The sequence below is a fragment of the Achromobacter sp. KK8 genome, assembly GCF_054188005.1.
In genome coordinates, this window is sequence record NZ_CM135178.1 from 5,464,879 (window position 1) to 5,488,998 (window position 24,120).

The 24,120-nt window shown below is 68.2% G+C and carries 27 protein-coding genes, 1 tRNA gene and 1 pseudogene; 14 read left to right on the plus strand and 15 right to left on the minus strand.

What is annotated here, in order from left to right:
- Window positions 1–95 precede the first annotated feature (95 nt).
- A complete protein-coding gene (locus ACVN9Z_RS25140) occupies window positions 96–383 on the plus strand; it encodes a DUF2513 domain-containing protein (protein ID WP_006386190.1) in 288 nt (95 codons plus the stop codon).
- A 93-nt stretch (window positions 384–476) separates the two neighbouring features.
- Here the strand turns inward: ACVN9Z_RS25140 and ACVN9Z_RS25145 are convergent, their stop codons facing one another.
- From ACVN9Z_RS25145 to ACVN9Z_RS25155, 3 genes are all read right to left on the minus strand, one after another.
- Window positions 477–749 carry a hypothetical protein gene (locus ACVN9Z_RS25145; RefSeq protein ID WP_006386191.1) on the minus strand — a complete coding sequence of 91 codons (273 nt, stop codon included), beginning with the start codon at window positions 747–749 and terminating at the stop codon, window positions 477–479.
- Between the two features lie 99 nt (window positions 750–848).
- Window positions 849–1,244 carry a RidA family protein gene (locus tag ACVN9Z_RS25150; protein ID WP_020928333.1) on the minus strand — a complete coding sequence of 132 codons (396 nt, stop codon included), beginning with the start codon at window positions 1,242–1,244 and terminating at the stop codon, window positions 849–851.
- 26 nt (window positions 1,245–1,270) lie between these two features.
- Complete coding sequence (locus ACVN9Z_RS25155) at window positions 1,271–2,419, minus strand: DSD1 family PLP-dependent enzyme (RefSeq protein ID WP_026384512.1); 1,149 nt, start codon at window positions 2,417–2,419, stop codon at window positions 1,271–1,273.
- 146 nt (window positions 2,420–2,565) lie between these two features.
- On the opposite strand from ACVN9Z_RS25155, the gene ACVN9Z_RS25160 reads away from it, so the two are divergent.
- A complete protein-coding gene (locus ACVN9Z_RS25160; protein ID WP_006386194.1) occupies window positions 2,566–3,483 on the plus strand; it encodes a LysR family transcriptional regulator in 918 nt (305 codons plus the stop codon).
- Between the two features lie 183 nt (window positions 3,484–3,666).
- On the opposite strand, the gene ACVN9Z_RS25165 is transcribed toward ACVN9Z_RS25160, so the two are convergent.
- Together ACVN9Z_RS25165 and ACVN9Z_RS25170 are read right to left on the minus strand one after the other, a co-directional pair.
- Window positions 3,667–4,065: a RidA family protein gene (locus ACVN9Z_RS25165; protein ID WP_054445157.1), complete on the minus strand. Its 399-nt coding sequence runs from the start codon at window positions 4,063–4,065 to the stop codon at window positions 3,667–3,669.
- 67 nt (window positions 4,066–4,132) lie between these two features.
- Complete coding sequence (locus ACVN9Z_RS25170; RefSeq protein ID WP_047991169.1) at window positions 4,133–5,323, minus strand: MFS transporter; 1,191 nt, start codon at window positions 5,321–5,323, stop codon at window positions 4,133–4,135.
- A 134-nt stretch (window positions 5,324–5,457) separates the two neighbouring features.
- On the opposite strand from ACVN9Z_RS25170, the gene ACVN9Z_RS25175 reads away from it, so the two are divergent.
- The 3 genes from ACVN9Z_RS25175 to ACVN9Z_RS25185 all read left to right on the plus strand — a co-directional run bounded on the left by ACVN9Z_RS25175 (window position 5,458) and on the right by ACVN9Z_RS25185 (window position 7,066).
- Entirely contained in the window at window positions 5,458–6,039 is a 582-nt protein-coding gene (locus ACVN9Z_RS25175) for a TetR/AcrR family transcriptional regulator (protein WP_006386197.1), read from the plus strand.
- 123 nt (window positions 6,040–6,162) lie between these two features.
- Entirely contained in the window at window positions 6,163–6,690 is a 528-nt protein-coding gene (locus ACVN9Z_RS25180) for a hypothetical protein (RefSeq protein ID WP_020928337.1), read from the plus strand.
- Window positions 6,691–6,760: 70 nt separating this feature from the next.
- A complete protein-coding gene (locus ACVN9Z_RS25185; protein ID WP_020928338.1) occupies window positions 6,761–7,066 on the plus strand; it encodes a hypothetical protein in 306 nt (101 codons plus the stop codon).
- A gap of 23 nt (window positions 7,067–7,089) precedes the next feature.
- On the opposite strand, the gene ACVN9Z_RS25190 is transcribed toward ACVN9Z_RS25185, so the two are convergent.
- Window positions 7,090–7,398 carry a hypothetical protein gene (locus ACVN9Z_RS25190; RefSeq protein ID WP_006386200.1) on the minus strand — a complete coding sequence of 103 codons (309 nt, stop codon included), beginning with the start codon at window positions 7,396–7,398 and terminating at the stop codon, window positions 7,090–7,092.
- Between the two features lie 66 nt (window positions 7,399–7,464).
- Window positions 7,465–8,322 (minus strand): 3-deoxy-8-phosphooctulonate synthase, encoded by an 858-nt coding sequence (gene kdsA, locus ACVN9Z_RS25195; RefSeq protein WP_006386201.1) that lies wholly within the window; start codon window positions 8,320–8,322, stop codon window positions 7,465–7,467.
- A gap of 236 nt (window positions 8,323–8,558) precedes the next feature.
- Between kdsA and ACVN9Z_RS25200 the strand changes: the two are divergent.
- From ACVN9Z_RS25200 to ACVN9Z_RS25210, 3 genes and pseudogenes are all read left to right on the plus strand, one after another.
- Window positions 8,559–9,128, plus strand: a pseudogene (locus tag ACVN9Z_RS25200) (HD domain-containing protein); the annotation flags it as partial.
- 90 nt (window positions 9,129–9,218) lie between these two features.
- Window positions 9,219–9,518 carry a nuclear transport factor 2 family protein gene (locus ACVN9Z_RS25205; protein ID WP_411469340.1) on the plus strand — a complete coding sequence of 100 codons (300 nt, stop codon included), beginning with the start codon at window positions 9,219–9,221 and terminating at the stop codon, window positions 9,516–9,518.
- A gap of 23 nt (window positions 9,519–9,541) precedes the next feature.
- On the plus strand, window positions 9,542–10,759 hold the full coding sequence (locus ACVN9Z_RS25210) for a DUF1444 domain-containing protein (protein ID WP_053500960.1): 1,218 nt from the start codon (window positions 9,542–9,544) through the stop codon (window positions 10,757–10,759).
- A 43-nt stretch (window positions 10,760–10,802) separates the two neighbouring features.
- Here the strand turns inward: ACVN9Z_RS25210 and aqpZ are convergent, their stop codons facing one another.
- The 6 genes from aqpZ to ACVN9Z_RS25240 all read right to left on the minus strand — a co-directional run bounded on the left by aqpZ (window position 10,803) and on the right by ACVN9Z_RS25240 (window position 18,487).
- The gene (gene aqpZ / locus ACVN9Z_RS25215) at window positions 10,803–11,513 is read right to left on the minus strand and encodes an aquaporin Z (protein WP_024069446.1); all 711 of its coding nucleotides are present in this window, start codon (window positions 11,511–11,513) and stop codon (window positions 10,803–10,805) included.
- Window positions 11,514–11,655: 142 nt separating this feature from the next.
- The gene (locus ACVN9Z_RS25220) at window positions 11,656–12,237 is read right to left on the minus strand and encodes a glycerol-3-phosphate responsive antiterminator (RefSeq protein WP_006386205.1); all 582 of its coding nucleotides are present in this window, start codon (window positions 12,235–12,237) and stop codon (window positions 11,656–11,658) included.
- Between the two features lies 1 nt (window position 12,238).
- A complete protein-coding gene (locus tag ACVN9Z_RS25225) occupies window positions 12,239–13,795 on the minus strand; it encodes an FAD-binding oxidoreductase (protein ID WP_458212783.1) in 1,557 nt (518 codons plus the stop codon).
- Window positions 13,792–15,480 (minus strand): FAD-dependent oxidoreductase, encoded by a 1,689-nt coding sequence (locus tag ACVN9Z_RS25230; RefSeq protein WP_458212784.1) that lies wholly within the window; start codon window positions 15,478–15,480, stop codon window positions 13,792–13,794. Before ACVN9Z_RS25230 ends, ACVN9Z_RS25225 begins: the two co-directional genes overlap by 4 nt.
- The gene (locus ACVN9Z_RS25235) at window positions 15,477–17,015 is read right to left on the minus strand and encodes an FGGY family carbohydrate kinase (RefSeq protein ID WP_006386208.1); all 1,539 of its coding nucleotides are present in this window, start codon (window positions 17,013–17,015) and stop codon (window positions 15,477–15,479) included. The genes ACVN9Z_RS25230 and ACVN9Z_RS25235 overlap by 4 nt, the downstream gene beginning before the upstream one ends.
- A gap of 14 nt (window positions 17,016–17,029) precedes the next feature.
- Entirely contained in the window at window positions 17,030–18,487 is a 1,458-nt protein-coding gene (locus tag ACVN9Z_RS25240) for an MFS transporter (RefSeq protein WP_006386209.1), read from the minus strand.
- A gap of 222 nt (window positions 18,488–18,709) precedes the next feature.
- On the opposite strand from ACVN9Z_RS25240, the gene ACVN9Z_RS25245 reads away from it, so the two are divergent.
- The 3 genes from ACVN9Z_RS25245 (at window position 18,710) to ACVN9Z_RS25255 (ending at window position 20,086) form a co-directional block, all read left to right on the plus strand.
- Entirely contained in the window at window positions 18,710–19,099 is a 390-nt protein-coding gene (locus ACVN9Z_RS25245; protein WP_054485211.1) for a lysozyme inhibitor LprI family protein, read from the plus strand.
- Window positions 19,100–19,203: 104 nt separating this feature from the next.
- Window positions 19,204–19,563 carry a hypothetical protein gene (locus ACVN9Z_RS25250; RefSeq protein WP_020928346.1) on the plus strand — a complete coding sequence of 120 codons (360 nt, stop codon included), beginning with the start codon at window positions 19,204–19,206 and terminating at the stop codon, window positions 19,561–19,563.
- Between the two features lie 10 nt (window positions 19,564–19,573).
- Window positions 19,574–20,086, plus strand: a complete 513-nt coding sequence (locus tag ACVN9Z_RS25255) for a hypothetical protein (RefSeq protein ID WP_172999577.1) — start codon at window positions 19,574–19,576, stop codon at window positions 20,084–20,086.
- Between the two features lie 102 nt (window positions 20,087–20,188).
- Here the strand turns inward: ACVN9Z_RS25255 and ACVN9Z_RS25260 are convergent, their stop codons facing one another.
- Window positions 20,189–20,464 carry a hypothetical protein gene (locus ACVN9Z_RS25260; protein WP_133434333.1) on the minus strand — a complete coding sequence of 92 codons (276 nt, stop codon included), beginning with the start codon at window positions 20,462–20,464 and terminating at the stop codon, window positions 20,189–20,191.
- Window positions 20,465–20,715: 251 nt separating this feature from the next.
- Window positions 20,716–20,802: transfer RNA gene (locus tag ACVN9Z_RS25265), tRNA-Leu, on the minus strand.
- 47 nt (window positions 20,803–20,849) lie between these two features.
- Between ACVN9Z_RS25265 and dapC the strand changes: the two genes are divergently transcribed.
- Genes dapC through dapE form a run of 3 tightly spaced genes read left to right on the plus strand, consistent with a single transcriptional unit; the run spans window position 20,850 to window position 24,113 of the window.
- Window positions 20,850–22,046 (plus strand): succinyldiaminopimelate transaminase, encoded by a 1,197-nt coding sequence (dapC, locus tag ACVN9Z_RS25270; protein ID WP_200221526.1) that lies wholly within the window; start codon window positions 20,850–20,852, stop codon window positions 22,044–22,046.
- 28 nt (window positions 22,047–22,074) lie between these two features.
- Window positions 22,075–22,896: a 2,3,4,5-tetrahydropyridine-2,6-dicarboxylate N-succinyltransferase gene (gene dapD / locus ACVN9Z_RS25275; protein ID WP_006386215.1), complete on the plus strand. Its 822-nt coding sequence runs from the start codon at window positions 22,075–22,077 to the stop codon at window positions 22,894–22,896.
- Entirely contained in the window at window positions 22,896–24,113 is a 1,218-nt protein-coding gene (dapE, locus tag ACVN9Z_RS25280; protein ID WP_020928398.1) for a succinyl-diaminopimelate desuccinylase, read from the plus strand. The genes dapD and dapE overlap by 1 nt, the downstream gene beginning before the upstream one ends.
- Window positions 24,114–24,120 lie beyond the last annotated feature (7 nt).

Genomic DNA, 24,120 nt, shown 5'->3' on the forward strand with positions numbered 1-24,120 from the left:
ACCCTGCAATGTAACCCGCGCCCGCCGCTGTCGCGTGGGCGCCACGGAACTCTGCTATCGTCGGCCTGTTTTTCCCCAACTCTACGGCGGACATCATGCAACGCGATTTCGATCTGGTCGTCACCATCCTGGGAGCCCTGCGCGACGCGCCTGGCCCCAACCTGAGCACCCATGACATCAAGGAAGCGGCCCTGGCCCACGAACAAGGCCTGCAGTTGGTCGCGCACCACCTCGACCTGCTGGCCGACGCGGGCCTGGTCAAGCAGGTCAGCGAAACGGCGGCGACCGCCGGCGATACCCGCTGGCGCATCACCTGGAAGGGCTACGACGCGCTGGAACAGGACGAAGAAGACGACGACGAGGATTTCGACGCCGAGGAATGAGGCGCGCCCCGGCCCTCGCGACGCGGCCGGCGGGTGTGTCATCGCGCCCCGCCGACAGCCCGGCGGCCACGCCCGGCCAGGTTCCGGAGCGGCTCAGTGGCGCCGCAGGATGCGCCGCGTCAACAATGCGGCCGCGGCGCCGATCACCAGACTGAACATGAAGGCGGCAACCGCGAGCATCGCCGCCTGATCGCCGAAACCGGCAGATCGCGACAACACCACCACCACGGCGCAGACCGCCGCGGCCCATACCACCACACCCGCGAGCACGCGGCCCGGTGTGCGCAACCGGCCGCACAGCGACCCACCCACGAGCGCCGCGGCCACCATGGCGGCCATGGACCAGAACAGATATTCGTAGTGCATGCGGACGGACTCCCCTGCGGTATTGAGGCGACCGCATTATAGGCGGGCGCGCCGCCCATCCGTCCCCGAGACCCAGGACGTGAACCGCCGGCGCCCGCCTCAGGCCTGCGGCGCGACCGCGACGGCGCTGATTTCCACCAGCGCCCCATAGTGCAATTCCCGTGTCGGCACGATGGCGCGAGCGGGCCGGTGATCGCCGAAGCTGCGTTCGTAGACGCCATTCACCTCGTTCCACATGCCAACGTCCGGGATGTACACCGTGACATTGACCACCGCGGACATCGACGTCCCCGCGGCTTGCAGAATGGCCGCCAGGCTGCGCAGCGCGGCCTCGGTCTGCGCGGCCACGCCTTGCGCGAGCCGTGGCGGCTCGCCGGGCTGGACGGGCGGCAGGAAACCCAACTGCCCGGAAACGAAGACAAAGCCATTGGCGCGCACGGCCTGCGAATAGTGGCCGGCCGGCGGCGTCGCATGAGGGGTGGATATGATGTCCATCTTGACTCCTGGAGGCTGCGGCCGGGCTACCAGCCGCGAAAACGTTGCCATTGCGCCACGACTTGGCGATCGCCGCTACGCACCACGGCGTAGGCGTCATGCTGGGCGCAGGTGGCGCAGGCGTGGTTCGGCACGATCCGCAGCCGGGTGCCCAGCGGCAGATCGGGCAAGGCGGCGCCGCTGCCCGCGCGCAGCTTGATGATGCCCTGCTCCTGGTTGGTCTCGGCCAGCAGCAGGTCGGGATAGACCTGGCCATCCACGTCGCACACCAGCCCGTACAACTGGTCCACCGGCTGCCGGGCCGTACCGCGATCGCGCGACATGGCCATCCAGCCGGCATCGACCAGGATCCAGCCCTTGTCGGGCTGGTGGCCGATCACCGTGGTCAGCACGCTCGCGGCGATGTCGTCCACGGCGCACACGCCCAGTCCCGCCATGACGAGGTCGAAAAACACGTAGACGCCGGCGCGCACTTCGGTCACGCCCTCCAGGTTGCGGGCGAAATGGGCGGTGGGCGTGGAGCCCACGCTGACCACCGGGCACGGCAGGCCGGCGGCGCGAATCGTTTCGGCGCAGCCGACGGCGGCCAGGCGTTCCTGCTCGGCCATGTCGGCGATCGCCTCCACGCTGCGGCAGCCATAGGACTCGCCCGCATGGGTCATGACGCCGCGCAGGCACCCGGCGGCATGCAACGCTCGCGCGATCTCCAGCAACTGTCCGGCCTGGCCCGGCTGCACCCCGGCGCGGTGGCCATCGCAATCGATTTCGATCAGCGCCGGAATCGCTGCGCCCTCTTCGAGCGCGCGCGCGGCCACGGCCTGCGCCGCCTCGACGCTGTCGACCACCACGGTCAGGTCGACACCACCACGCCGCAGCGCCAATACGCGTTCGAGCTTGGCGGGCGCCACGCCCACGGCATACAGCAGGTCGGTCACGCCCGCCGCCGCGAATTGCTCGGCCTCCTGCAGCGTCGACACCGCCGCCGGCCCTTCGGGCCGCGCCATGACGCGGCGCGCGACCTCGATCGATTTGGGCGTCTTCAGGTGCGGACGCAGCTGCACGCCATGGCCGGCCATCAGGCGGTTCAGGCGCTCGATGTTGCGTGTCATGCGGGTTTCGTCCAGCAGCAGGCAGGGCGTATCCAGCGTATCCAGGGTGACGGAGGCAGTGGTCATGGCGATATCGGCGAAACTGAAACGGGCGTGCGGAAAGGAATGCAACGCGGATGGCGCCCGGGTATCCGTCCGCAGGTTCGAAGTATGGCGCGCCAGGGCGCTTGCGTGTTTAATCAATGCTTAATCAATCATTAAGGCGATTCTGAATGATCACCACGGATGACCTGCGCTTTTTCCTGAGCCTGGCCGCCACCAGCTCGCTGGCGCAAGCCGCGCGCGCGCTCGACGTGACGCCGCCCGCCGTGACCCAGCGCTTGCATGCATTGGAAAAACGCCTGGGCGTGCGCCTGGTCAATCGTTCCGGGCGCGGCACCGCGTTGACCGACGAGGGCCGCCTGCTGGCGCTGCGCGCCGGGCAGATCTGCGGGGAACTGAACGAGCTGGCCGATGAGCTGGCGGGGCGGCGCGGCGTGGTGGCCGGCCATCTGCGCGTTGTCGCGCCGCTGGGATTCGGCCAGCGGTACGTGGCGGGACTGGTGGCGGAGTTTCGCCAGCACAGCGACAACGTGACCGCCAGCCTGGTGCTGTCCGACGGTCCGCCGCGGCTGGCAAGCGATGACTGGGACGTCATGGTTCACATCGGCGAGCTGCGCGATTCCACGCTGGTGGCGTATCCCCTGGCGCCGAATCGGCGCATCCTGTGCGCGTCGCCCGCATACCTGGCTCGCCACGGGGCGCCCGCCAAGCCCGAAGACCTGCGCGACCACGACTGCATCGCGTTGCGTGAAAATGAAGAGGACGTGACGCTGTGGCGCTTCAAGCGCGGTCGCGGCCCGGTGGTGGGCGTGCGCATTGCCCCCGTGCTGTCGAGCAATACCGGGGCCACGGCGGTTGCCTGGGCGCTGGCGGGGCATGGCATCGTGGCGCGATCGGAATGGGATGTGGCCGAGCACGTGAAGCGCCGCGCGCTGGTGCCGTTGCTGCCGGGCTGGAGCCTGCCCGAGGCGAATGTGGTGGCGCTGGTGAAATCACGCCAGGACCTGCCCGCGCGCACCGCGGGCTTTCTGGCCCACCTGCGCGAAGCTTTTGCGGCCACGCCATGGCGCGACAAGGGCCAGGCGTAGCGGTGTGAAAAAGGGGAACCAGCGGGAGGCGTGTTCATCCGACGCGGCGCCGGAAAGTCGGTGGACTCTGCAAAGCCGTGCCTGCCGGCGCGAGCCGGATGAACGTTCGCAGGATGCCAGATCGCGGGACGCCCGGGGCAGGCGCTTCCGATAAATCGGACTTCTCGATCCCCCCCGCCACACTCAATCGAGCATGGCTTCCGCTTCAATCTCGACCAGCCATTCCGGCAACGACAGGCCGCTGACGATGATCCATGACGAGGGTGGCGGATCGTTCGGGAAGCGGTCGCGCAGCACTTGCGCGATCGACTCCTGGTCCTCGCGCGCCGTTTCGCAAATGTAGATGCGCAGCATGATGACCTGCGCCAGTGTGCCGCCGGCCGCCGCCAGCACGCGTTCGATATTGTCGATCGCCGCGTCGGCCTGTTCGCGCAGCCCTGGGCTGACCGTGCGCTCCCGCGCATCGACGCCGACCTGGCCCGACAGCAGCATGCGGCGCTGGCCGGTCACGATCACGGCCTGGCTGAAGCCATATTGCACCGTATTGAAGACAGTATCGGGATTGACGACGGTTCGGGACATGTGGATTCTCCTGGTGGGCGGCGCGCCCCGCGGCGCGGCGCTTGCGCCATTCTAGAGGCGCCCGCCATCAGGCGGCCGCGGGCGCCGGCCGCGCGCCACGCGCCGCGTACACGGCCACCAGCAACACCACCGCGCCCGCGCCGACCGCGGTCCAGAAGCCCGCGCCGACGCCATGATGATCCACGATCCAGCCCGCCAGCGCGGCGCCAGCCGCGACGCCCGCGCCCAGGCCCGTCACCAGCCAGGTCAATCCCTCGGTGAGACGGCGGCCCGGCACGGTGCTCTCCACCAAGGCCATGGCGATGATCATGGTCGGCGCGAACGACAGCCCAGCCAGCAAAACGCCCAGGGACAGCGTGAGCAGGTCGCCGACCCACAGCAGCGGCAAGGTGGTGAAGGCGGTCACGCTGGCGGCCACGGCCAGTAGCCGCGCCAGCGGCGTCTGGAACTTGAGCACGCCGAACGCCAGGCCGGCGACGCACGATCCCAGCGCGTAGGCCGACAGCACCATGCTGGCCCCGGCCGGCAGGCCCTGCTGGCGTGCGAAGGCCACGCTCATCACGTCGATGGTGCCGACGATGACCCCCATGGCGGCCATCATCGCGGTCAGTTGTCGCATCAGCGGCACGCCCAGCACCGAGGACTCACGGCCCGCTTCGCGCGGCTGCACCGCCGGCGCGGTGGCACGCTGCAGCACGAAGGCGGTGACGCCCAGGCCCAGCAGCAGCGCCGCGCCGAGCGGGCCGGCTTCGGGGAAGAGGATGACGCACAGGCCCACGGCCAGCGGCGGGCCGATGATGAAGCTCAATTCGTCCAGCACCGATTCGAGCGCATAGGCGGTGCGCAGTTGCGGCCGGTCGCGATAGATCTCGGTCCAGCGGGCCCGCGCCATGGCCGGCATGCTGGGCAGGCTGCCCGCCAGCGCCGCGAACACGAACAGGGTCCAGTCGGGCGCCTGCAGGCGCACGCAGGCGGCCAGGCCGATCAGCCCCGCCACGCTGGCGCCCGCCGCCAGCGGCAGCACCCTGCCCTGCCCGTGGCGATCCACCAGACGTGAAATGCGCGGCGCGAGCAGCGCCGTGGCCAGGGCGAAGGTGGCCGCGACCGCGCCCGCCAGGGTGTAGGCGCCCCGCACTTGCGACAGCATGGTGATGATGCCGATGCCGATCATCGGCAGCGCCAGCCGCGCCACGGCGCATGCGGCGACAAAACCGGCGGCGCCGGGCGCCTGGAACAATTCGCGATAGGGATTGGACACCCGGAACCTCTGGGGATGTTGCGGGCCGGCGACAGCCAGCCGGAGAAATTTACATACGTGACGTATGTGAGATGGTATTCACCTGCATGGCGCATGTCAATTAACATACGACTCGTATGTCATTGGAGCCAGCCATGTCGCGATCGCGCGCCGAGATGATCGAGGAAACCCGCGGAAAACTGTTGGCGACGGCGCGCGAGTCGTTTCGCCGCGCCGGTTACGCCGGCACCTCGATGGATGACCTGACCGCCGCCGCCGGCCTGACCCGGGGAGCGTTGTATCACCATTTTGGTGACAAGCAAGGTCTGCTCGCCGCGGTGGCCGCGCAGATCGACGCCGAGATGGAGGCGCGGCTGCAGGCCATCTCGCGGGATGCGCCCGACGCCTGGACCGCGCTGCGCGAGCGCTGCCGCGCGTATCTGGAAATGGCCGCCGACCCCGAGATCCGCCGCATCGTGCTGCAGGATGCGCGCGCCGTGCTGGGCCATGCCGGCGCCGCCGCCCAGGAACAATGCACCGCGTCGCTGGGCGAGTTGCTGCAGGACCTGATGGACCAAGGCGTGATCGTCGCCGCGCCCCCGCGCGCGCTCGCCCGGATGTTGCATGGCGGCCTGGCCGAAAGCGCATTCTGGATCGCCGAGGACGATGGCCCGGCGCGCCTGGCGCAGGCCTTGCAGGCGCTCGATCTGCTGCTGCAGGGCATGCGCCGGCGCTGACCGGATCGATGCCCGTGGCCGGCCCTCGCCGCAAACGCCATCGTCGCGCATAATGCGCTCAGCGCGCTCAGTGCCCCACCGGCCCGCGCCCCTTCCCTGAACCCGGATCCACGATCATTCGAGATGAAGCTTCCGCGTCATTACGCCCTGGCCGCCCTGCTGTGCGGCGCCGTGCTGCTGCCGGCCGCCGCGCCCGCCCAACCGCCCGCGCCGGACGCCGCGCAGGCCCTGGTGGGCAAGTGGCGGCACCAGACCATGCTGCGCACCGTCGACGGCAAGGCGCAGCCGCCCCAGCCCTCCGGCGGCGCGGGCGTGGTCGAGTTTCGCGGCGACGGCACCTGGTCGATGCAAGGCCCGGACATGGTTTCCAGCGGCACCTACCGATGGCTCGATGCCAAGCGCATCGAACAGACGCTGGAGCAATCCACCAGCAAGCATGAACTTGGCGTGGCCTCCATCCGCTACGTGAAGATCCAGGGCGATCACCTGAGCCTGACGCGGGTGCAGGACCGCAGGGAAATGGACAAGCTGATGCCGCCGCCCGGGCCGAACGTGCGCCGCCCTGACCAGTTGATCGTCACCAACGTCTTCACCCGGTTGCCGGCGGAGCCGAATCCATCCGCGCCCGCGGGCGGCGCGGGTCACCGCTAGGCCAAACGCGGTATGGAAGGATGAGACCGTCTTTGCTACGCTGAGTCATCCCCATGGAGGGCACCAGGCCATGAAACCCAAGATCCGCGTGCTGCGCGTCCAGCCGTCGTCGATGTCGGCCCGCTTCGCCTTCCTGGCGATCGCGCTGCGCTGGTCCTTGGGCGCGACGCCCCGGCCGGCGCGCCTGCGGATCGGCCCGCACGACCTGGCGCCGGTCGGTTCCGAGGCGGCGTTCTGGATGTTCGCGCTGCGCCACGCCCTGTCGGCGCAGTCGGTGCTGGTCACGCGGGGCGATCACTGGGACGTGGCGGCGTCGGTCGATGGCGACGTGATCCGCGCCTTCGGCCGCAAGTTTGCACTGCGCCAGTGCCTGTGAAACAAGGCGATTGGCGCGGGCGGCTAGAACTCGGGCAGGTCGAACACCGTATGCAGGGTGGAACTGGGCGCCGGCACGGAAGCCAGATGCTCGCGGCCGTCCTCGTCGGTCAGCACCCGCACCGGGCGCGAAGCCACTGACAGGCCGTCCACGCTGACGACGGTCTCGACGTCGGCGCCGGCCTTGATGGCTTCGATCACTTCGGAAGCCGCCGCGGTCACGGGTTCGCTGACCCAACCGGGCACGCCGCGCTCGGCCAGCCCCCAGCGCACGTAGGCGACATGGCCGGTAACGGCTTCTTTACGAACGGCGACGATCGCGTAAAACGACATCCGGGCCTCCCTCAGGTTTGGTGGCCCGGATCGTATAACAACTTGGCTGATTCGCGATGACAGCCGTCAGGGTTCGATGTCGATGGGCTCAAAGGATTTCACCAAGTCATCCAGTTGTTTCAATTGGGTGAGGAACGGCTCCAGCTTGTCCAGCGGCAGCGCGCTGGGGCCGTCGCATTTGGCGTTCCGGGGGTCCGGGTGGGCCTCCAGGAACAAGCCCGCCAGCCCCACGCCCATGCCCGCCCGCGCCAGTTCCGCCACCTGCTCCCGGCGCCCGCCCGAGGCGGCGTCCAGGGCCGAACGCTGCTGCAGGGCATGGGTGACGTCGAATATCACGGGCCGGTTGCCTGTCACCTTTTTCATGACCCCGAAGCCCAGCATGTCCACCACCAGGTTGTCGTAGCCGAAGCTGGTGCCGCGATCGCACAGGATGATCTGCTGGTTGCCGGCCTCGGTGAATTTCTCGACGATATTGAGCATCTGGGTAGGACTGAGGAACTGCGGCTTCTTGATGTTGACGACGCGGCCGGTCTTGGCCAGCGCCACCACCAGGTCGGTCTGGCGGGCCAGGAACGCCGGCAATTGCAGGATGTCCGCGACCTCCGCCACCGGCGCCGCCTGCCAGGGCTCGTGCACGTCGGTGATCACCGGCACGCCGAAGTTCTGCTTGACCGCCTCGAAGATCTTCATGCCCTCTTCCAGTCCCGGCCCCCGGTAGGAATGGATCGAGGAACGATTGGCCTTGTCGAACGACGCCTTGAACACGTAGGGAATGCCCAGCCTGGTGGTCACGCGCTGGTATTCCTCGCAGGCGCGCAGCGCCAGGTCCTTGGATTCCAGCACGTTGATCCCGCCGAACAGCACGAAAGGCTGGTCGTTGGCGCACGTGATCGAGGGCGAAATGATGACTTCCGGGGCGGTCATGATGGGGCTGTCCTGTAGGGATGAAGCAGGTAATAGTGCGTAATGTACAACCTGCCCACCCCGGTTCCGGCCGCCGCCGCCGCTTTTTTGCCTCGGTCCGGCGACAGGACGCCATGTGGCGCCGCCGCGGCGCTGCGCCGTCCGATCCGCGCGGTCGGGACGAACGCAAGATACACTCGCTGACGGGGGACGATACCCGCGAGCGTATTGACAACGGACTTACGACGACCTGATTCATGGACACCGACACCCTGTCCCGCCGACTCGAATTCCTGCGGCAAGCCGAGAAGCTCAAGGACGTGCTGCGCAGCGCCCGCAGTTCGGGCGGACGCCAGGAAAGCACCGCCGAACACACCTGGCGCCTCTGCCTCATGGCCATGATGCTGGAGGAAGACCTGGCGGACCTGGATTTCACCCGCATCCTGCGCCTGTGCGTGATCCATGACCTGGGCGAAGCCATCCACGGCGACATTCCGGCGACGCAACAGTCCCCCGGCGCCGGCAAGGGCGCCCAGGAACGGCTGGACCTGCTGCAACTGGCCAGCCCGCTCGATGCCCCGGCGCGCGACCGGTTGCTGGCGTTGTGGGACGACTACGAGAATGCCGCCTCGCCCGAAGCCCGCGCCGTCAAGGCCATGGACAAGCTGGAGACGCTGCTGCAACATAACCAGGGCGCCAACGCGCCGGACTTCGACTACGCGTTCAACCTGGACTACGGCCGCAAGCACACCGATGCCCTGCCGCTGTTCCGCGAGATCCGCCGGCTGCTGGATGCCGATACCGAAGCGCGCATCCGCCAGCAGGCCGCCGAACGCGCCGCGCGGCCAGCGCCCTCGCCGGCCGATGTCGTGCAGCGCCAGCTGGACGCCTACAATGCCCGGGACATCGACGCCTTCATGCCGGCATGGGCGCAGGACTGCGAGTATTACGCGTTCCCCGGCACCCTGCTGGCGCGTGGCAGCGCCCAGGTCCGCGAACGTCACCTCGAACGTTTCAAGGAACCCGATCTGCACGGCAGGCTGGTCCATCGCATGGTCAACGGCGACATGGTGGTGGACCAGGAAGTCGTCACCCGCAACTTCGCCGACGGCCGCGGTGAAGTCGACGTCGTCGCGATCTACGAAGTGCGCGACGGCCAGATCGCCAAGGCCTGGTTCAGGCTGGGCGCGCCGCGACTGCACGGCGGGCCCGCATAGCGGCCGCAAGGCCCGGGAAAAGCATGGGATTACTCGACTCGCTGTTCCGGCGCAAGCCCACGCAAGACCAGTTCGCCCGGCTTTTCATCGACGCCGTCCGACAGCGGGGCTACACCGGCACGCTGGACTACAAAGCGGATGAATTCCGGCTGCTTCACGGCGAAGGCTCGTACTTCAACCTGCACAACGCCTATAACGCCTATTGCGAAGCCCGAAGCGGCCAGCGCCAGGGCGCGTTGCAGGGCTATGTCTCGACCCTGCTGACCAGCGACCAGGCCAGGCCGGCCTCGCTGGCCGAGGCCCGCCCGCTGCTGCGGCCGGTGATCCGGGCCCGGGCCATGATCGAGGCGATCCGCATGCACCACCTGCGCACGGACGGCAACGACACCGACTTCCGCCCCGCCCTGCGGCCGTTCGGCGACGACTGCGTGGTGCTGCTGGCGCTGGACCATCCGGAATCCATCGCCACGCTCACCAACGGCCCCGATGCCGACTGGGGCCTGTCGTTCGAGCAGTCGCTGGCCATCGCCATCGACAACCTGCGTGACTCGGCCGACCACTTCGTGGAAGTGGCGCCGGGCGTGCATGGCGGGGCCTGGGAAGACGGCTACGACATCAGCCGCGCGCTGCTGCCGGACATGCTGGAACGCGTCGCGGTCCGCGGGCGTCCGGTGTTCATGATGCCCACGCGGGATCTGTTGCTGGTCAGCGGCGACAACGACGACGCCGGCCTGTTGAAGATGATGGAACTGAGCCAGCAGGTGGTGGCCCACGGCCGCCCGGTGTCGCCATACATGTACCACTATGGCGAAACCGGCGTCGAACGCTACCTGCCGCGCCAGGAGCGCATCATCCACCTGCAGGCGCACCTGGCGCGAGTGCTGGCGCAGGGCGATTACGACGCGCAGAAGGAAGCGCTGGACCGCCTGCACGAGGAACGGGGCATCGATGTGTTCGTCGCCACCTACAATCTGTTCATGCAGAACGACGATTCCGCCACGTCGTTCTCGCTGGCGACCTGGACGCGCGGCGTGGACACCTCCCTGCCCAAGGTCGACCGGCTGGCGCTGGTGCGCCCGGAGGCCAACGACGATATCGGCGAAGTGCGGGTTGTCAGCTGGGAGCAGGCGGCGCCGGTGCTGGCGCCGTTGCTCGAACCCGAAGATCTCTATCCGGCGCGCTACCGCACCCGGGGATTTCCCAGCGACGCGCAATTGGCGCAATTGCCCGAAGCGGATTGAGCGCAACCGGACGGTCGACCCGTCCGGCGGGCGCATCATCACCTCAGGGCTGCGCTTCCGATTGGCTCACCAGGCGATAGGCGATCGCGCCGATGATCGCGCCCACGATCGGCGCCACCCAGAACAGCCACAGCTGCTCCAGCGCCCAGCCGCCCACGAACAGCGCCGGGCCGGTCGAACGCGCCGGGTTGACCGAGGTGTTGGTGACCGGAATGCTGACCAGGTGGATCAGCGTCAACGCCAGGCCGATCGGAATCGCGGCGAAGCCGGCCGGCGCGCGCTTGGAGGTCGCACCCAGGATCACGAACAGGAAACCGGCCGTCATCACGACTTCGGTGACCAGCGCGGCAGCCATCGAGTACTTGCCCGGCGAATAGGCGTCAAAGCCGTTGGCAGCGAAACGGCTGGCCTGCAGGTCGAAGCCCTGTTGGCCATTGGCGATCACCGCCAGCACCGCGGCCGCCGCAATGGCGCCCAGCACCTGCGCCACCACGTAGGGCAGGATTTCGCGGGCGGGGAAACGCCCGCCGGCAACCAGGCCGACCGTGACCGCGGGATTGAAGTGCCCGCCCGAAATGTGGCCGACGGCGAACGCCATGGTCAGCACCGTCAGGCCGAACGCCAGCGCGACACCGGCAAAGCCGATGCCCAGTTGCGGAAACCCCGCCGCCAGCACCGCCGCGCCGCAGCCGCCCAGCACCAGCCAGAAGGTGCCGAAGAATTCCGCGCCGCAGCGCTTGGATAGTGGGTACATGTTTCGCCCTCCGCGATTGAAAACGCGAAGGTAGCGCGGCGCGGGCGTTACGATTTCAAAGCAATGCAAATTCCGCGCGATTCTTGACGTTGCTTGACGATGTCGGCCGGTATCGGGCCGGCCGGCGTCGCGCGAGCCCCGCTCATCGCGGCGTTCTGGGGTCCACGCTCCACAACGCGACGTCGCTGGTCGACACCGCCACCGCGCCCTGGCGCAATGCGGCCGCCACGTCGGCCTGGTTGCAGACGAAGCCCGACGCCACGATCGGCGGCAGTGCCTTCAGGTCCTGCGGCGCCATGTGGGCCAGCATCGGCGCCGGCATGATCTGCACCAGGTTGGGATCGCTCTGCTCCAGCGCCTTGACGCTGCGCGGCCAGGTGGAGCGGTCGGTCACGAACACCTTCTGCATCGTCACCATGCCGGCGCGGTTGGCGCGCTGGATGGTGGCCACACGGGTCGACACCAGGCTCGCCACGCCGATGTCCGCCAGGTATTCGACGCCGCCCTTGTCCTGCGACAGGCCTTCGCAGCTGTCGATATTGACGATGACGTACTTGCCCGCCCGGTTCAGGGCGGAGATCACCGGCGCAAGCCGGCGCAGCTCGACATTGGCGACGATGCCGATCTCGGCCACGCTGCCGACGAAGGCGTTGACCTGCTCCGGTCCGTAGAGCGTGGCAATGACCGGATGCCGCGCCAGGCATGCGCCGAGTGACCTGTCCATGTTATCGCCTGCCTTGATCGTAGGGGCCTTCGTCCGTCAGGCCGAGCTTGCCGGGGTTGAGGATATTGTGCGGATCCAGCGCCTGCTTGACGGCATGCAGCACGGCGAAGGCCGGCCCGAGCGATTCGCGCATGTAGGGCGAGCGCAGCAGGCCCACGCCATGGTGGTGGCTGAGCGCGGCATTGTATTTGATCAACACCGCGTTGGCCGCGTCCCAGGCGCGCCGATACCACTGTGCCCGCTCGTCGACCGCGACCTCGCCGCGCAGCGAAAAATACAGGCAGGCGCCATCGACGTAGGCATGCGACTGGTGCGCCGAACCGGCCAGCGTGCCGGGCACGGCATTGACCGCGGCAACCACCTCGTCGTAGATGGCGGACAGGTCGCTCCAGCGCCCCGCCATCTCCAGCGTGTCCGCCACGAAGCCGGGGCTGCGTTTGAAGCCTTCGGCGCTCTTGCCGGTCAGGTAGCGCGTATCCAGCCAGCGCTCGAACACCTCATTGCCATCCAGCGCCACGCCGGATTCGCGGCAGACCTCTTCGCTGATGCCCATGACCGCGTCGACGATCGGGCGCGGCCCCTCGTCGGCCACCAGCAGCACGTTCAGGTCGGGCCGGTTGAACTGCACGCCGCTTTCCAGCGCGTCGTACAGTCGCAAGGCGGCGGGGTTGGCGCCGCGCTGCATGATCTGGCGGCAGGCCTCCAGGCCGGCCGCGAAGGTCTCGAAACCGTAGGCGATGGCGCGGCCGTAATCGGGCAGGCGATGCAGCTTCAGGCGGACCCGCACCACCACCCCCAGCGTGCCCTCGGAGCCGATGAACAGCTGCAGCAGGTCGGGGCCGAGCGCCGCGCGCGAATAACCGCCCACCGTGATCAGGCTGCCATCGGCCAGCACCACGTCCATGCCGAACACCATGTCCTCGATCTTGCCGTAGCGCGTGGACAGTTGTCCCGCGCCGCGGCATGCGACCCAGCCGCCGACGGTGCTGATGCCGAACGAGGACGGCCAATGGCCCATGGTCAGGCCATGCTCGCGCTGGATGGCCTGCTCGAACACGTCGCCGAACATGCCCGCCTCGACCTCGACGATCTGGCTTTCGCGGTCAATCCCGATGAAGCGGTTCAACTGGCAGACGTCCAGCACGATGCCGCCGCGCAGCGGCAGCGCCGCCCCGGTGACGTTGCTGCGCCCCGCCGACACGGTGACGGGAATGGCGGCCGCGTGCGCGATGCGCATCACGGCCTGCACCTGCTCCACCGTCGACACCTTGACGATCACCGCGTGCGGCGCGGCCGGGCGGCCGGCGGTCTCGGTCATCATCGAGCCGGCCCACCAATCGCGCGTCCAGGCCACGGCGTCGGCGGTGGTGGTCAACACCTCGTCGGCGGCCGCTCGCAGCGCCTCGACCTGCGCGGCCGATACGGACACGGGATCGCGTTGCAGGCCCGGCTCGGTGCCAGCCTGCGTCAGGCCCGCCGCGTAGGCCGGCGGCGTGTGCGCGCCCACTACGTAGTTGCCGCGGTTGTAGCCGCGCCTGATAGCTTCTTTACTGATCACGAGTCGTCTCCCATTAGTACGGACTTTTCATGCTCGATGGCGGCGCGGTAGCTGCGCACCTGTTGCGCCACCGCGGCGTCGGACAGGCCCAGTTCGGCCTGCAGTATCTTGCCCACGCGTTCGGCGGCCTCGGCGGAGGCGTCGCGCGCCATCAGCCTTGCCCGCATGCGGCGCGAGAGCACGTCTTCGACCGTGGCCGCCAGCTCGTGGCGCACGGCGTACAGCGCCTCGGCCTCGGTGTACGGCAACCCCGGCACCAGCGGCGCCGCCAGCGCCGGCGTCTGCTGCATCAGGTCGCTGACGAAGCGCGCCTCGGTGCCATAGCGTTCGCCCAGGTGCGCGGACAGGCCGCCCGAGGCCACGATGGCCTGCGGGTCGTAGCCGGCCGCGCCCAGCAGGAAGGCGCTGGCCGTGACACAGCGCGCCTTGCGCCCCAGCACCTTCTGCGCGGCGTCGATGGTCTGCTCGGCCATGTGGCGCGAGGTCGTCAGCTTGCCGCCGACGATGGTGACCAGGCCATCGGCCGCGATCCGGATTTCGTGGTTGCGCTTGATCTCCAGCGTCTTGCCGCCCGGCGGCGCGACCAGCGGCCGGCAGCCGGCGATGCTGCCCACCACATCCTCGGCGCGCAGGTCGGTCTTGAGCGCCGAACGCGCCCCTTCCAGCAGGAAATCGAGTTCGCGGCGGGTGCAATGGACATCGTCGAGGTCGCCCGCGTAGTCTTCGTCGGTGGTGCCCAGGTACGAGACATTGCCCCAGCGCGTGATGGTGGCGCGGCGGCTGCGGCCCGGCACCGGGATCGTCACCGTGCAGTCGTTGCGCACCTTCAGCCAGGGCACGGCCACGTGCACGCCCTTGGCGGGGCGGATGTGCAAGGCTTGGGGATCGCCCTTGCGGCTGCCGTTCCAGTCGCGCAGCCAGACGCCGGTGGCCATGATCACCACGTTGGCGCGCACGCGGATCTCGGCCTGCCCGGCCTGCCCGGCCTGCACGATGGCGCCGTCGACCTTGCCATGCGTGTCGCGCGTGACTTCAATGGCCCGGGCGTGGTTCAGCACCGCCGCGCCGTGGAACGCCGCGGTGCGCGCCACCGCCAGCGTCAGGCGCGCGTCATCGACCCGCGCGTCGAAATACAGGAAGCCGCCAAGCAGGCCGTCCTGCTTGAAGGTGGGGCAATGCGACAGCACTTCCTCGGGGGTCAGCTTCTGGTGCAGGATGCCCTCGCGCCAGCCGCCGGCCAGGTCGTAGGTCCAGAGCAGGCTCTCGAACGCCTTGGCCAGCCGCTTGTCGAAGACGCCGTCGCGTTCCAGCAGCGGAAACAGGAACGGCAGGCGCTGCACCAGGTGGCGGGCGTTGCGCCGCAGTCGCTGGCGTTCGTGCAGGGAATGGCGCACCAGGCCCAGGTTGCCCTGCTCGATGTAGCGCAGTCCGCCATGCACCATCTTGGACGACTTGGACGAGGTGCCCGAGGCGAAGTCGTCCTTTTCGACCAGCGCGACGCGGTAGCCGCGCAGGCTGGCGTCCAGCGCCGCGTAGGCGCCCGTGATGCCGCCGCCGACGATGAGCATGTCGAAGTGTTCGCCGCCCAGCCGGTCCGCCTGTTCCTGCCGCGCCAGCCGCAACGGTTCGCCGCGGGTCATGCCGGCCCGATCCTTCCTGGGCTTTCTCGATGGCAACCCGATCATGTCCGCAATGCCTCCTGCTTGTCCTGGGAATACAGGCCCGCGTGGGCCAGTTCGGATTCGACGCGCGAATGCCACAGCGCGCGGCGGCGGGCGCGGGCCTCGGCCGCCAGGGTGGGTTGGAATACCGCATCGGTGGCGGCGGTCTGGCGCGCGGCCTGCAACGATGGCCACAGCAGGCCCGACGCCCCCGCCAGGAACGCCGCGCCGCGCAGGCTGGCGCGATCGGCCTCCTGCATGCGGCGGATCGGTATCCCCAGCAGGTCGGCCTGGATGCGCAGCAACGGATCGCTGCTGGACAGGCCTCCGCCCACCACCAGTTCCGACACCTGCACGCCCGATACTTCCTCGTCCGCCTCGATGCAACTGGCCACCGAATGGGCGATGCCTTCCAGGATCGCGTAGGCCACTTCGGCCTGCGTGGTAGCCATGGAGATGCCGGTGAGCGAGGCGCGCGCGCCGGCCGCCATGCGCGGCACGCGCAACCCGGTCAAGGCCGGGATGAATGTCACGCCGCCCGCCGATTGCGCGGTGGCGGCCAGTTCACTGATCTCCTGCGCGTTCCTGAACCACTTCAGCTTGTCGCAGACCCAGTTCAAGGCCGAACCGGTGGTGGCGACGAAGGTCTCGACCGCGAAATGCGACACCTGGTCCTGGCGCCGCGCCGTCATCGTCAGCGAGCCTTCGTAGCGGCCGCTGTTGACGGGCGCCTCGGGGCCGATGATCAGGTCGACGAAACTGCCCGTGCCATGCACGCACATCGCCTGCCCGCGATCCAGGCAGCCCAGGCCCACCGCGCCCGCGTGCTGGTCGCCGGCCGACGCCCGTATCGGCACGGCAAGGCCCAGGAGGTCCGCGCGCGTCTGGCCGAAATCGTCGGCTTCCTGGCGCAAGGCCGGCAGCAGCTCGCGCGGAAACTCCAGCGCGTCGATCCAGTCCAGGTAGTAGCGGTGCCCGGACAAAACATAGGCGCCGGCCGAGGTGGCATTGGTGGGCGTCGTCACGCATTCGCGGCGGTCCGACATATGCCACAGCAGCCAGGTGTCGACGGTACCGAACGCCAGCCGGCGCTCGCGCCAGGCCTGTGCCACGGCCGGTGAATCGCGCAGGTGGCGCGCCGCCCACAGATACGGCGAACGCACACCGGCCGGGCGGCCCACCTGCTCCAGCAGGCGCGGGTTCCAGGCGGGCGCCAGGCGATCGAGTTCATCGACATAGCGCGTGTCCTGCCACACCATGGCCGGCACCAGCGCGCGGCCCGTGGCGGTATCCCACAGCACCGCGGTGGCGCGCTGCGTGGCCAATGCCAACGCCACGATGGCCTGGCCGTCGCGACGCGCCTGCGCGATCACCTTGCGGCACACCTGCAGCGTTCTTTCGAGAATCGCATCGGCATCCTGCTCGACCACGCCGGGGCGCGGCGTATCGACCTGCAGGGCCAGGTATTCCTGGCCCGACACGTGGCCGTCGCCCGACACCAGGGCGGCGCGTGTCCCCGAGGTGCCGGCGTCGATGGCCAGGATCACGTTGTTCGACATGTTGTCTCCGTGCGTCATCTTGCGGTTTTCCCCAGCGCCGGATCGAGCGCGGGCAGGTTCTCGTCCCCCTTGAACTGCGGCGCGCCGGCTTCGTTGTCCGGATTGATGCCGCTGCGGGTGGGATCCCATTTGATGGCAAAGCAGATGATGCTGGCCGCCAGCGGGACGGCAGACAGGATCAGGAAGGTCTTCTCCAGGCCATAGCTTTCGCGGAACAGCGGGAACACCAGCAGGCCGACCGCCGCGCCGATCGAGCCGAGCGCGCCGATGACCCCGTTGGCGCCGGCCCGCAATTCACCGCGGAACGACAGCGACGACAGGCTCTTGCCGTTGGCGCCCGGACCGCCTGAATGGAACAGGATGAACAGCGACGGCACCGCCACCGCCAGCCACAACGGCATCTTGCCGTGGAAGGTGCCCAGGATCAGCAGCATCAGGAAGACGGCCGCAAAGCCGAACGCCGAGGCGCGCCGCAAGCCCAGCTTGCGACCGATGTAGGGCGACATGAAGCCGCCGAAGATGCCGAAGATGTTGAACACCAGCGCGCCCACCGTGGCGTAGACGAAGTCCTTGCCGAACAGTGCCGCGCTGATGAGCGGCAGGTACCAGCCCACCGCGAAATACTGGATGGACTGGCCGATCTGTACAGTGGCCGCCAGTATCGTGCGCGGCAGGTACACGCCGCGGAAGATCAGCAGCACATTGGCCAGGCCGCGCCGCGCCTGGTTGACCACCGGCACGCGCTCATGCGGCGGCGCCGCCGTGAACGGCTGGCCGTAGATGCGGGTCATCGCCACGGCCGCCTCGTCGACGCGCTCCTTGCGCGCCAGCCAGATCGGGCTTTCGACCATGTAGCGCAGTTGCAGCACCAGGATGGCCAGCGCGAACACCGCGGTGGCCGCGACCGAATAGCGCCAGATCGCGTCGCCCACTTCCCATGAATGGAACAGCAGCGCCAGCAGCAGATTGGAGCAGACCGCCGTGTACCACATGCCCTGCCAGGTGTTCAGGCGGCTCTTGAGCCTGACGGGCGTGAATTCCGCCAGCACCGCCATCGCGATGGCGAAGTCGATGCCGTAGGCCGCGCCCACGAAGAAACGGCCCGCCAGGATGACGTCGAACGACGGCGCGAACACCACCAGCAGCGCGCCGATCAGCGCCAGCAGCTTGGCCGTGATGAGAGGCCGCATACGGCCCCAGCGATCCGCCATCCAGCCGCCGATCGGATTGAAGGCGATGGCCACCCAGGACGCGAAGGACGTCATCAACGCGACCTGGCCCGCGCTCAGGCCAAGGTCGCGCGTCATGGGCCCCAGGCCCGCGCTGAGCGCGGAATTGGCGAACGCATCCAGGAACAATCCGCCCAGGGCGAGCCACCATATCAGGCCGGCCCGGCCGACGATGCCCGGACATGAATCGATATACGCGATGACATCGTCGATGCCACGCAGCTTGACGGGTAATGATTGCACGGCGGTCTCCTCTTGGAATTATTTCTGTAAGAGGTCGACGCAGCGTGCGCGCGATAAAAGACCATCTTACAGATGGTCTTTTATCTAGATCTGTGCGAGTGACTTTATGGACTATCCAGCATAGTGTCAACCGGGAAAACACCAAGCCGGGACTGGCGGTATGCTTGCGCTGCGCGCCGCTTCCAGCGCACCCGATCCGTTCACTTTCACCTTCGCGCCACCATGATCCGACACGCCCTCGCGCTTTCCCTGATGCTGTCTCCCGCCCTGGCCCTGGGCGCCTCCACGCCGGACTACATGGGCCAGTACGACCGCTGCCTGCGCGATGCCGGCGTCACCAACAACGGCACCGTCGGCGCCTGCGCGGAAGGCGTCTCGGCGGCGGCCAAGCGTGAAATCAACACGCTCTACGCCCGGATCCAGGCACGCCTGGCCACCGACTACCCGGACGACGCCGCCAAGCTGGAACAGACCCAGAAGGCCTGGCTGGCGTACCGCAACGGCCATTGCGCGCTGGCCGGGGCGCATGTCGGTTCACCCATGTACGAGTACTGTCCGATGCTGCTCAACATCAACCGCGCCGATGAACTGCGGGAACTGGCAGGCGACTGAGCCCGCGGCGCAACGCGCCGGCGCTTGCCGTGCCACGGCCACGTTGGTAACTTTGCCGTGCCCGGCCTCGCGTTCCCAATTTTCCGCATAGGACAGCGCCCACCATGACCATCGTCGTATACGCCGCCAACGCCCGCGCCCTTTGGGAAACCATCCAGGCGGACATCGCCCCCATCGGCGCCCGCGCCACGACCAGCGGCAACAGTTGGCGCAAGGACGACAGCGGCCGAGCCACCAAGATCTATCGCGCCACGCCCACGGGCCAGCATGACGAACGCGCCTATTTCGTCGGCACCGTGCGCACCGGCCAGTTGATGCTGCTGGACCTGCTGCCCGGCAGTGAGGCGCTGAGCTGGCCGCTGTTCGGCGCCTTGCACGGCCACCTGTCGGGGATGCTGCTGGCGACCTATCCCGATGCCATCCTGTCATTGAACCTGTTCCCCAACCGACCCACCGACACTTAAAAGGCACGCCGTGCTGTTGTTATCCGTATGTGTGCTGGCCGCCGCGTCGCTGGGCGTGCTGACGTGGCGCATCGTGCGCCGGCCCGAAGGCAAGACGCGCGGCGACATTGCCCGCGCAGGCGCCGCTGGCGCCGCCCTGTTCGCCGCGCTGGGTCCCCCCGTAGGCACCCTGGTGTTCGCGCTGTTTCTGGCCACCGCCGCGATGAGCCTGGAATCGCTGTTCACGTCGGTCTTCCTGGTGCCCTGGTCGTACCTGTACGGCGGCGTGCCCGCGCTGCTGTGCGGCCTGGTGACGGGCGCCTGCCGGCCCGCCGTCGTGACATGGCGCTCGTATTGCTGGCCGGGGTTGCTGGGCGGTCTCTATGCCTTCGTTTTCCTCGCGGGCTTCGCCGTGCGCGAGAACACGCTGCCCGAACTGGGCTTTCCGCTGTTCCTGGGCGGCGTGCCCGGACTGATAAGCGGCGTGGCCTGCGCTCGGGTGTTCTACGGCAAACCGCAAGCCACCACCCCCGCGGCCGCGTGAGCGCCGGCCCTGCCTTCGCCCTCTCCGAAGGCGCCGCATTCGGCGCGCCGCCGATGGCGGCGTCAACGCCCGCCAGCCGGCGGGCATTTTCACCCCCCCGGCTCAACCGCCGAAAGCGCGGCGCAACCGTTCCATTTCGGCCCGATTCAAGCGCTTGGCCTCGTCTTCGGCATAGTCACGCTCGCCCGTCTCGTATTTGCCTTCGTAGATGCAGCTGCTGCGGCTGACCCGGCATTCCAGGCTGACCCGTGACGAGTCGGAGCCGGAACCGGGGGCAGCGGGCGAAGACCAGGGATTGATGGACGAGGAGGAACAGCCGGACATGAGCGCGACAAGCAACAACAGGCCGCCGCGGCTAAGCATTTGAATCGACAACATTTATCCTCGCTCGACAAGAAAAGCTTCAGGGCTCTTTATAACAAGCAGGGGATCGGCGGTACAGGCGCTGGGTCCGGCGCGGGGGCCGGTGTGGGGCCGGTGTTGGGGCCGGTATGGGGCTCCGGCCCTCAATACGGGGATTCAAGAGCGGCAGATGGCCCGCCAAATGAAAAACCCCGGGACACAAGGATGTCTCGGGGTTTGGGGGACACTGCTGCCGGCGTATCGCCACATCAGTGCCTGAATGGGGTTGGTGCGAAGGAGGGGACTCGAACCCCTACACCTGTTACGGCGTCAGGACCTAAACCTGGTGCGTCTACCAATTTCGCCACCTTCGCGTTAAGCCAAGCCCGCTATTGTAGCTTGCTTGTTAAAATCTTGCGTCATGAATCCGCGCCTCGATGCCCTGCACCCCTACCCGTTCGAAAAATTGCGCGCCCTGCTGGCCTCGGCCAGCGCGCAGCCGGACGGCCTGACGCCCATCAACCTGTCGATCGGCGAGCCCAAGCACGCCGCGCCCGAACGCGTGGGGCAGGCCATTCGCGATCATCTTGGCGGCTTGTCGGTGTATCCGTCAACCAAGGGCGATCCCGCACTGCGCCGGGCCATCGCCGACTGGCTGGCGCGGCGCTACAGCATCCCGGCGCCCGATGCCGAGACCCAGGTGCTGCCGGCGCTGGGCTCGCGCGAGGCCCTGTTCGCCTTCACCCAGACGGTGATCGATCCGTCGGCCGGATCGGTGGTGATCTGCCCCAACCCGTTCTACCAGATCTACGAAGGCGCCACCCTGCTGGCCGGCGCCACGCCCTACTACGTCAACGCCGACGCGCTGCGCAATTTCGCCTGCGACTGGAACCAGGTGCCGCAAGACATCTGGAAAAAGACCCGCCTGGTGTTCGCCTGCTCGCCGGGCAACCCGGCCGGCAACGTCATGTCGCTGGAGGAATGGAAGGACCTGTTCGCCCTGTCCGACCGCTACGGCTTCGTGATCGCCTCCGACGAGTGCTATTCCGAGATCTACCTGGACGAAGGCAATCCGCCGCTGGGCGGCCTGCAGGCGGCGCGCCGCCTGGGCCGCGACGACTACCGCAACCTGGTGGCGTTCTCCAGCCTGTCCAAGCGTTCCAACGTGCCGGGGCTGCGCTCGGGCTTCGTGGCCGGGGATGCCGCGCTGATCGGCCGCTTCCTGCTGTACCGCACGTATCATGGCAGCGCCATGAGCCCGCTGGTGTCGGCCGCCAGCATCGCCGCCTGGACCGACGAGACCCACGTCAAGGACAACCGCCGCCTGTACCGCGAGAAGTTCGAGGCCGTGCTGCCGATCCTGCAGAACGTGCTGGACGTCTCGCGGCCGCAAGCCTCGTTCTACCTGTGGGCGGCCACGCCGGGCTCGGATACCGCCTTCGTGCGCGACCTGTACGGCCGTACCGGTGTTACCGTGCTGCCGGGCAGCTTCCTGGCGCGCGAAGCGCATGGCGTGAATCCGGGACAGGGCCGCATCCGCCTGGCCCTGGTGGCGCCGTTGGCCGACTGCGTGCAGGCGGCCGAACGCATCGCCCATTTCGTACATACTTCTGTTTGATCAACCTTTTTTGAAAAGCTGAGCCGCTATGACTCTCGACCTGCAGACCACCATCGAAAAAGCCTGGGACGACCGGGCCAACCTGTCGCCCGTCGACGCCAGCGCCGAAGTGCGCGAAGCCGTCGAACACACCATCGACGGGCTGGACCTGGGCCGCCTGCGCGTGGCCGAGAAAATCAACGACGACTGGGTCGTGCACCAGTGGATCAAGAAGGCCGTGCTGCTGTCGTTCCGCCTGTACGACAACGCCATCATGGGCCAGGCCCCGCTGCAGTTCTACGACAAGGTGCCGCTCAAGTTCTCGGAATACGGCGACAACGCCTTCAAGCAAGGCGGCTACCGCGTGGTGCCGCCCGCCGTCGCCCGCCGCGGCGCCTTCATCGGCCGCAACGTGGTGCTGATGCCCTCCTACGTCAACATCGGCGCCTACGTCGATGAAGGCACCATGGTCGACACCTGGGCCACCGTCGGTTCGTGCGCCCAGATCGGCAAGAACGTCCACCTGTCCGGCGGCGTCGGCATCGGCGGCGTGCTCGAGCCGCTGCAGGCCAACCCCACCATCATCGAAGACAACTGCTTCATCGGCGCCCGCTCGGAAGTCGTGGAAGGCGTGATCGTCGAAGAGAACTCGGTGCTGGCCATGGGCGTGTACCTGTCGCAAAGCACCAAGATCTATGACCGCGCCACGGGCAAGGTCACCTACGGCCGCGTGCCGTCGGGTTCGGTGGTGGTGCCGGGCTCGCTGCCCTCGGCCGACGGCTCGCACAGCCTGGCCTGCGCCGTCATCGTCAAGCGTGTCGACGCGCAGACCCGCGCCAAGACCAGCATCAACGATCTGCTGAGGGCGTAATGCGCACGACCGCACGGCCGCCCGAAGGGCGTGCACCCTCCCTTGGGGAGGCAGCCGCGCAGCGGCAGGAGGGCCAACCTCCTTCGGTTGTTCTGGATCTGGTCAAGGACCTGATCGCCCGTCCGTCGGTCACCCCGGCGGACGCCGATTGCCAGGCGACGCTGGCCGCGCGCCTGGCGCGCATCGGCTTCACCTGCGAGACCATCGCCCAGGGCGGTGTCACCAACCTGTGGGCGCGCCGTGGCGACACGGCGCCGCTGGCGGTCTTCGCCGGCCACACCGACGTGGTGCCGCCGGGCCCGCGCGAGAAGTGGGAAAGCGATCCGTTCGTGCCCACCGAGCGCGATGGCTACCTTTATGGCCGCGGCGCCGCCGACATGAAAAGCTCGATCGCGGCCTTCGTGGTGGCGGCCGAGGAATTCGTGGCGGCCAACCCGCGGCACGGCGGCTCGATCGCCCTGTTGATCACGTCCGACGAGGAAGGCCCGTCGATCGACGGCACCGCCATCGTCTGTGACGCGCTCAAGGCGCGCGGCGAGCAGATGGACTACTGCATCGTCGGCGAACCCACCTCGGGCGACGTGCTCGGCGACACCTGCAAGAACGGCCGCCGCGGCTCGCTGTCGGGCAAGCTCACGGTCAAGGGCATCCAGGGCCACGTGGCCTACCCGCACCTGGCGCGCAACCCGGTGCACCAGCTGGCACCGGCGCTGGCCGAGATCGTCGCGATCGAATGGGACCAGGGCAACGAGTACTTCCCGCCGACCACGTTCCAGGTCTCGAACCTGAACTCGGGCACGGGCGCCACCAACGTGGTGCCGGGCGAGGCGGTGGCGCTGTTCAACTTCCGCTTCTCCACCGCCAGCACGCCGGAAGGCCTGAAGGCGCGGGTGCACGAAGTGCTGGACCGCCATGGCCTGGAATACACGCTGGACTGGGAACTGGGCGGCGAGCCCTTCCTGACCCCGCGCGGTTCGCTGACCGATGCGCTGGTCAAGGCCATCCGCGACGAGACCGGCGTGACGGCCGAGTTGTCGACCACCGGCGGCACGTCCGACGGCCGCTTCATCGCCAAGATCTGCCCGCAGGTCATCGAGTTCGGCCCGTGCAACGCCACGATCCACAAGGTCAACGAGCGTATCGAGCTGGCCTCGCTGGACCCGCTCAAGAACATCTATCGGCGCACGCTGGAAAACCTCCTCCTGCCCGCCAAGTAAAAAGCCT

What these genes read in the sequence shown, in the direction of transcription:
- ACVN9Z_RS25140 (WP_006386190.1), top strand. Translation starts at nt 96, where the DNA reads ATGCAACGCGATTTCGATCTGGTCGTCACCATCCTGGGAGCCCTGCGC.
- ACVN9Z_RS25145 (WP_006386191.1), bottom strand. Translation starts at nt 749, where the DNA reads ATGCACTACGAATATCTGTTCTGGTCCATGGCCGCCATGGTGGCCGCG.
- ACVN9Z_RS25150 (WP_020928333.1), bottom strand. Translation starts at nt 1,244, where the DNA reads ATGGACATCATATCCACCCCTCATGCGACGCCGCCGGCCGGCCACTAT.
- ACVN9Z_RS25155 (WP_026384512.1), bottom strand. Translation starts at nt 2,419, where the DNA reads ATGACCACTGCCTCCGTCACCCTGGATACGCTGGATACGCCCTGCCTG.
- ACVN9Z_RS25160 (WP_006386194.1), top strand. Translation starts at nt 2,566, where the DNA reads ATGATCACCACGGATGACCTGCGCTTTTTCCTGAGCCTGGCCGCCACC.
- ACVN9Z_RS25165 (WP_054445157.1), bottom strand. Translation starts at nt 4,065, where the DNA reads ATGTCCCGAACCGTCGTCAATCCCGATACTGTCTTCAATACGGTGCAA.
- ACVN9Z_RS25175 (WP_006386197.1), top strand. Translation starts at nt 5,458, where the DNA reads ATGTCGCGATCGCGCGCCGAGATGATCGAGGAAACCCGCGGAAAACTG.
- ACVN9Z_RS25180 (WP_020928337.1), top strand. Translation starts at nt 6,163, where the DNA reads ATGAAGCTTCCGCGTCATTACGCCCTGGCCGCCCTGCTGTGCGGCGCC.
- ACVN9Z_RS25185 (WP_020928338.1), top strand. Translation starts at nt 6,761, where the DNA reads ATGAAACCCAAGATCCGCGTGCTGCGCGTCCAGCCGTCGTCGATGTCG.
- ACVN9Z_RS25190 (WP_006386200.1), bottom strand. Translation starts at nt 7,398, where the DNA reads ATGTCGTTTTACGCGATCGTCGCCGTTCGTAAAGAAGCCGTTACCGGC.
- kdsA (WP_006386201.1), bottom strand. Translation starts at nt 8,322, where the DNA reads ATGACCGCCCCGGAAGTCATCATTTCGCCCTCGATCACGTGCGCCAAC.
- ACVN9Z_RS25205 (WP_411469340.1), top strand. Translation starts at nt 9,219, where the DNA reads ATGCCGGCATGGGCGCAGGACTGCGAGTATTACGCGTTCCCCGGCACC.
- ACVN9Z_RS25210 (WP_053500960.1), top strand. Translation starts at nt 9,542, where the DNA reads ATGGGATTACTCGACTCGCTGTTCCGGCGCAAGCCCACGCAAGACCAG.
- aqpZ (WP_024069446.1), bottom strand. Translation starts at nt 11,513, where the DNA reads ATGTACCCACTATCCAAGCGCTGCGGCGCGGAATTCTTCGGCACCTTC.
- ACVN9Z_RS25220 (WP_006386205.1), bottom strand. Translation starts at nt 12,237, where the DNA reads ATGGACAGGTCACTCGGCGCATGCCTGGCGCGGCATCCGGTCATTGCC.
- ACVN9Z_RS25230 (WP_458212784.1), bottom strand. Translation starts at nt 15,480, where the DNA reads ATGATCGGGTTGCCATCGAGAAAGCCCAGGAAGGATCGGGCCGGCATG.
- ACVN9Z_RS25235 (WP_006386208.1), bottom strand. Translation starts at nt 17,015, where the DNA reads ATGTCGAACAACGTGATCCTGGCCATCGACGCCGGCACCTCGGGGACA.
- ACVN9Z_RS25245 (WP_054485211.1), top strand. Translation starts at nt 18,710, where the DNA reads ATGATCCGACACGCCCTCGCGCTTTCCCTGATGCTGTCTCCCGCCCTG.
- ACVN9Z_RS25250 (WP_020928346.1), top strand. Translation starts at nt 19,204, where the DNA reads ATGACCATCGTCGTATACGCCGCCAACGCCCGCGCCCTTTGGGAAACC.
- ACVN9Z_RS25260 (WP_133434333.1), bottom strand. Translation starts at nt 20,464, where the DNA reads ATGTTGTCGATTCAAATGCTTAGCCGCGGCGGCCTGTTGTTGCTTGTC.
- dapC (WP_200221526.1), top strand. Translation starts at nt 20,850, where the DNA reads ATGAATCCGCGCCTCGATGCCCTGCACCCCTACCCGTTCGAAAAATTG.
- dapD (WP_006386215.1), top strand. Translation starts at nt 22,075, where the DNA reads ATGACTCTCGACCTGCAGACCACCATCGAAAAAGCCTGGGACGACCGG.
- dapE (WP_020928398.1), top strand. Translation starts at nt 22,896, where the DNA reads ATGCGCACGACCGCACGGCCGCCCGAAGGGCGTGCACCCTCCCTTGGG.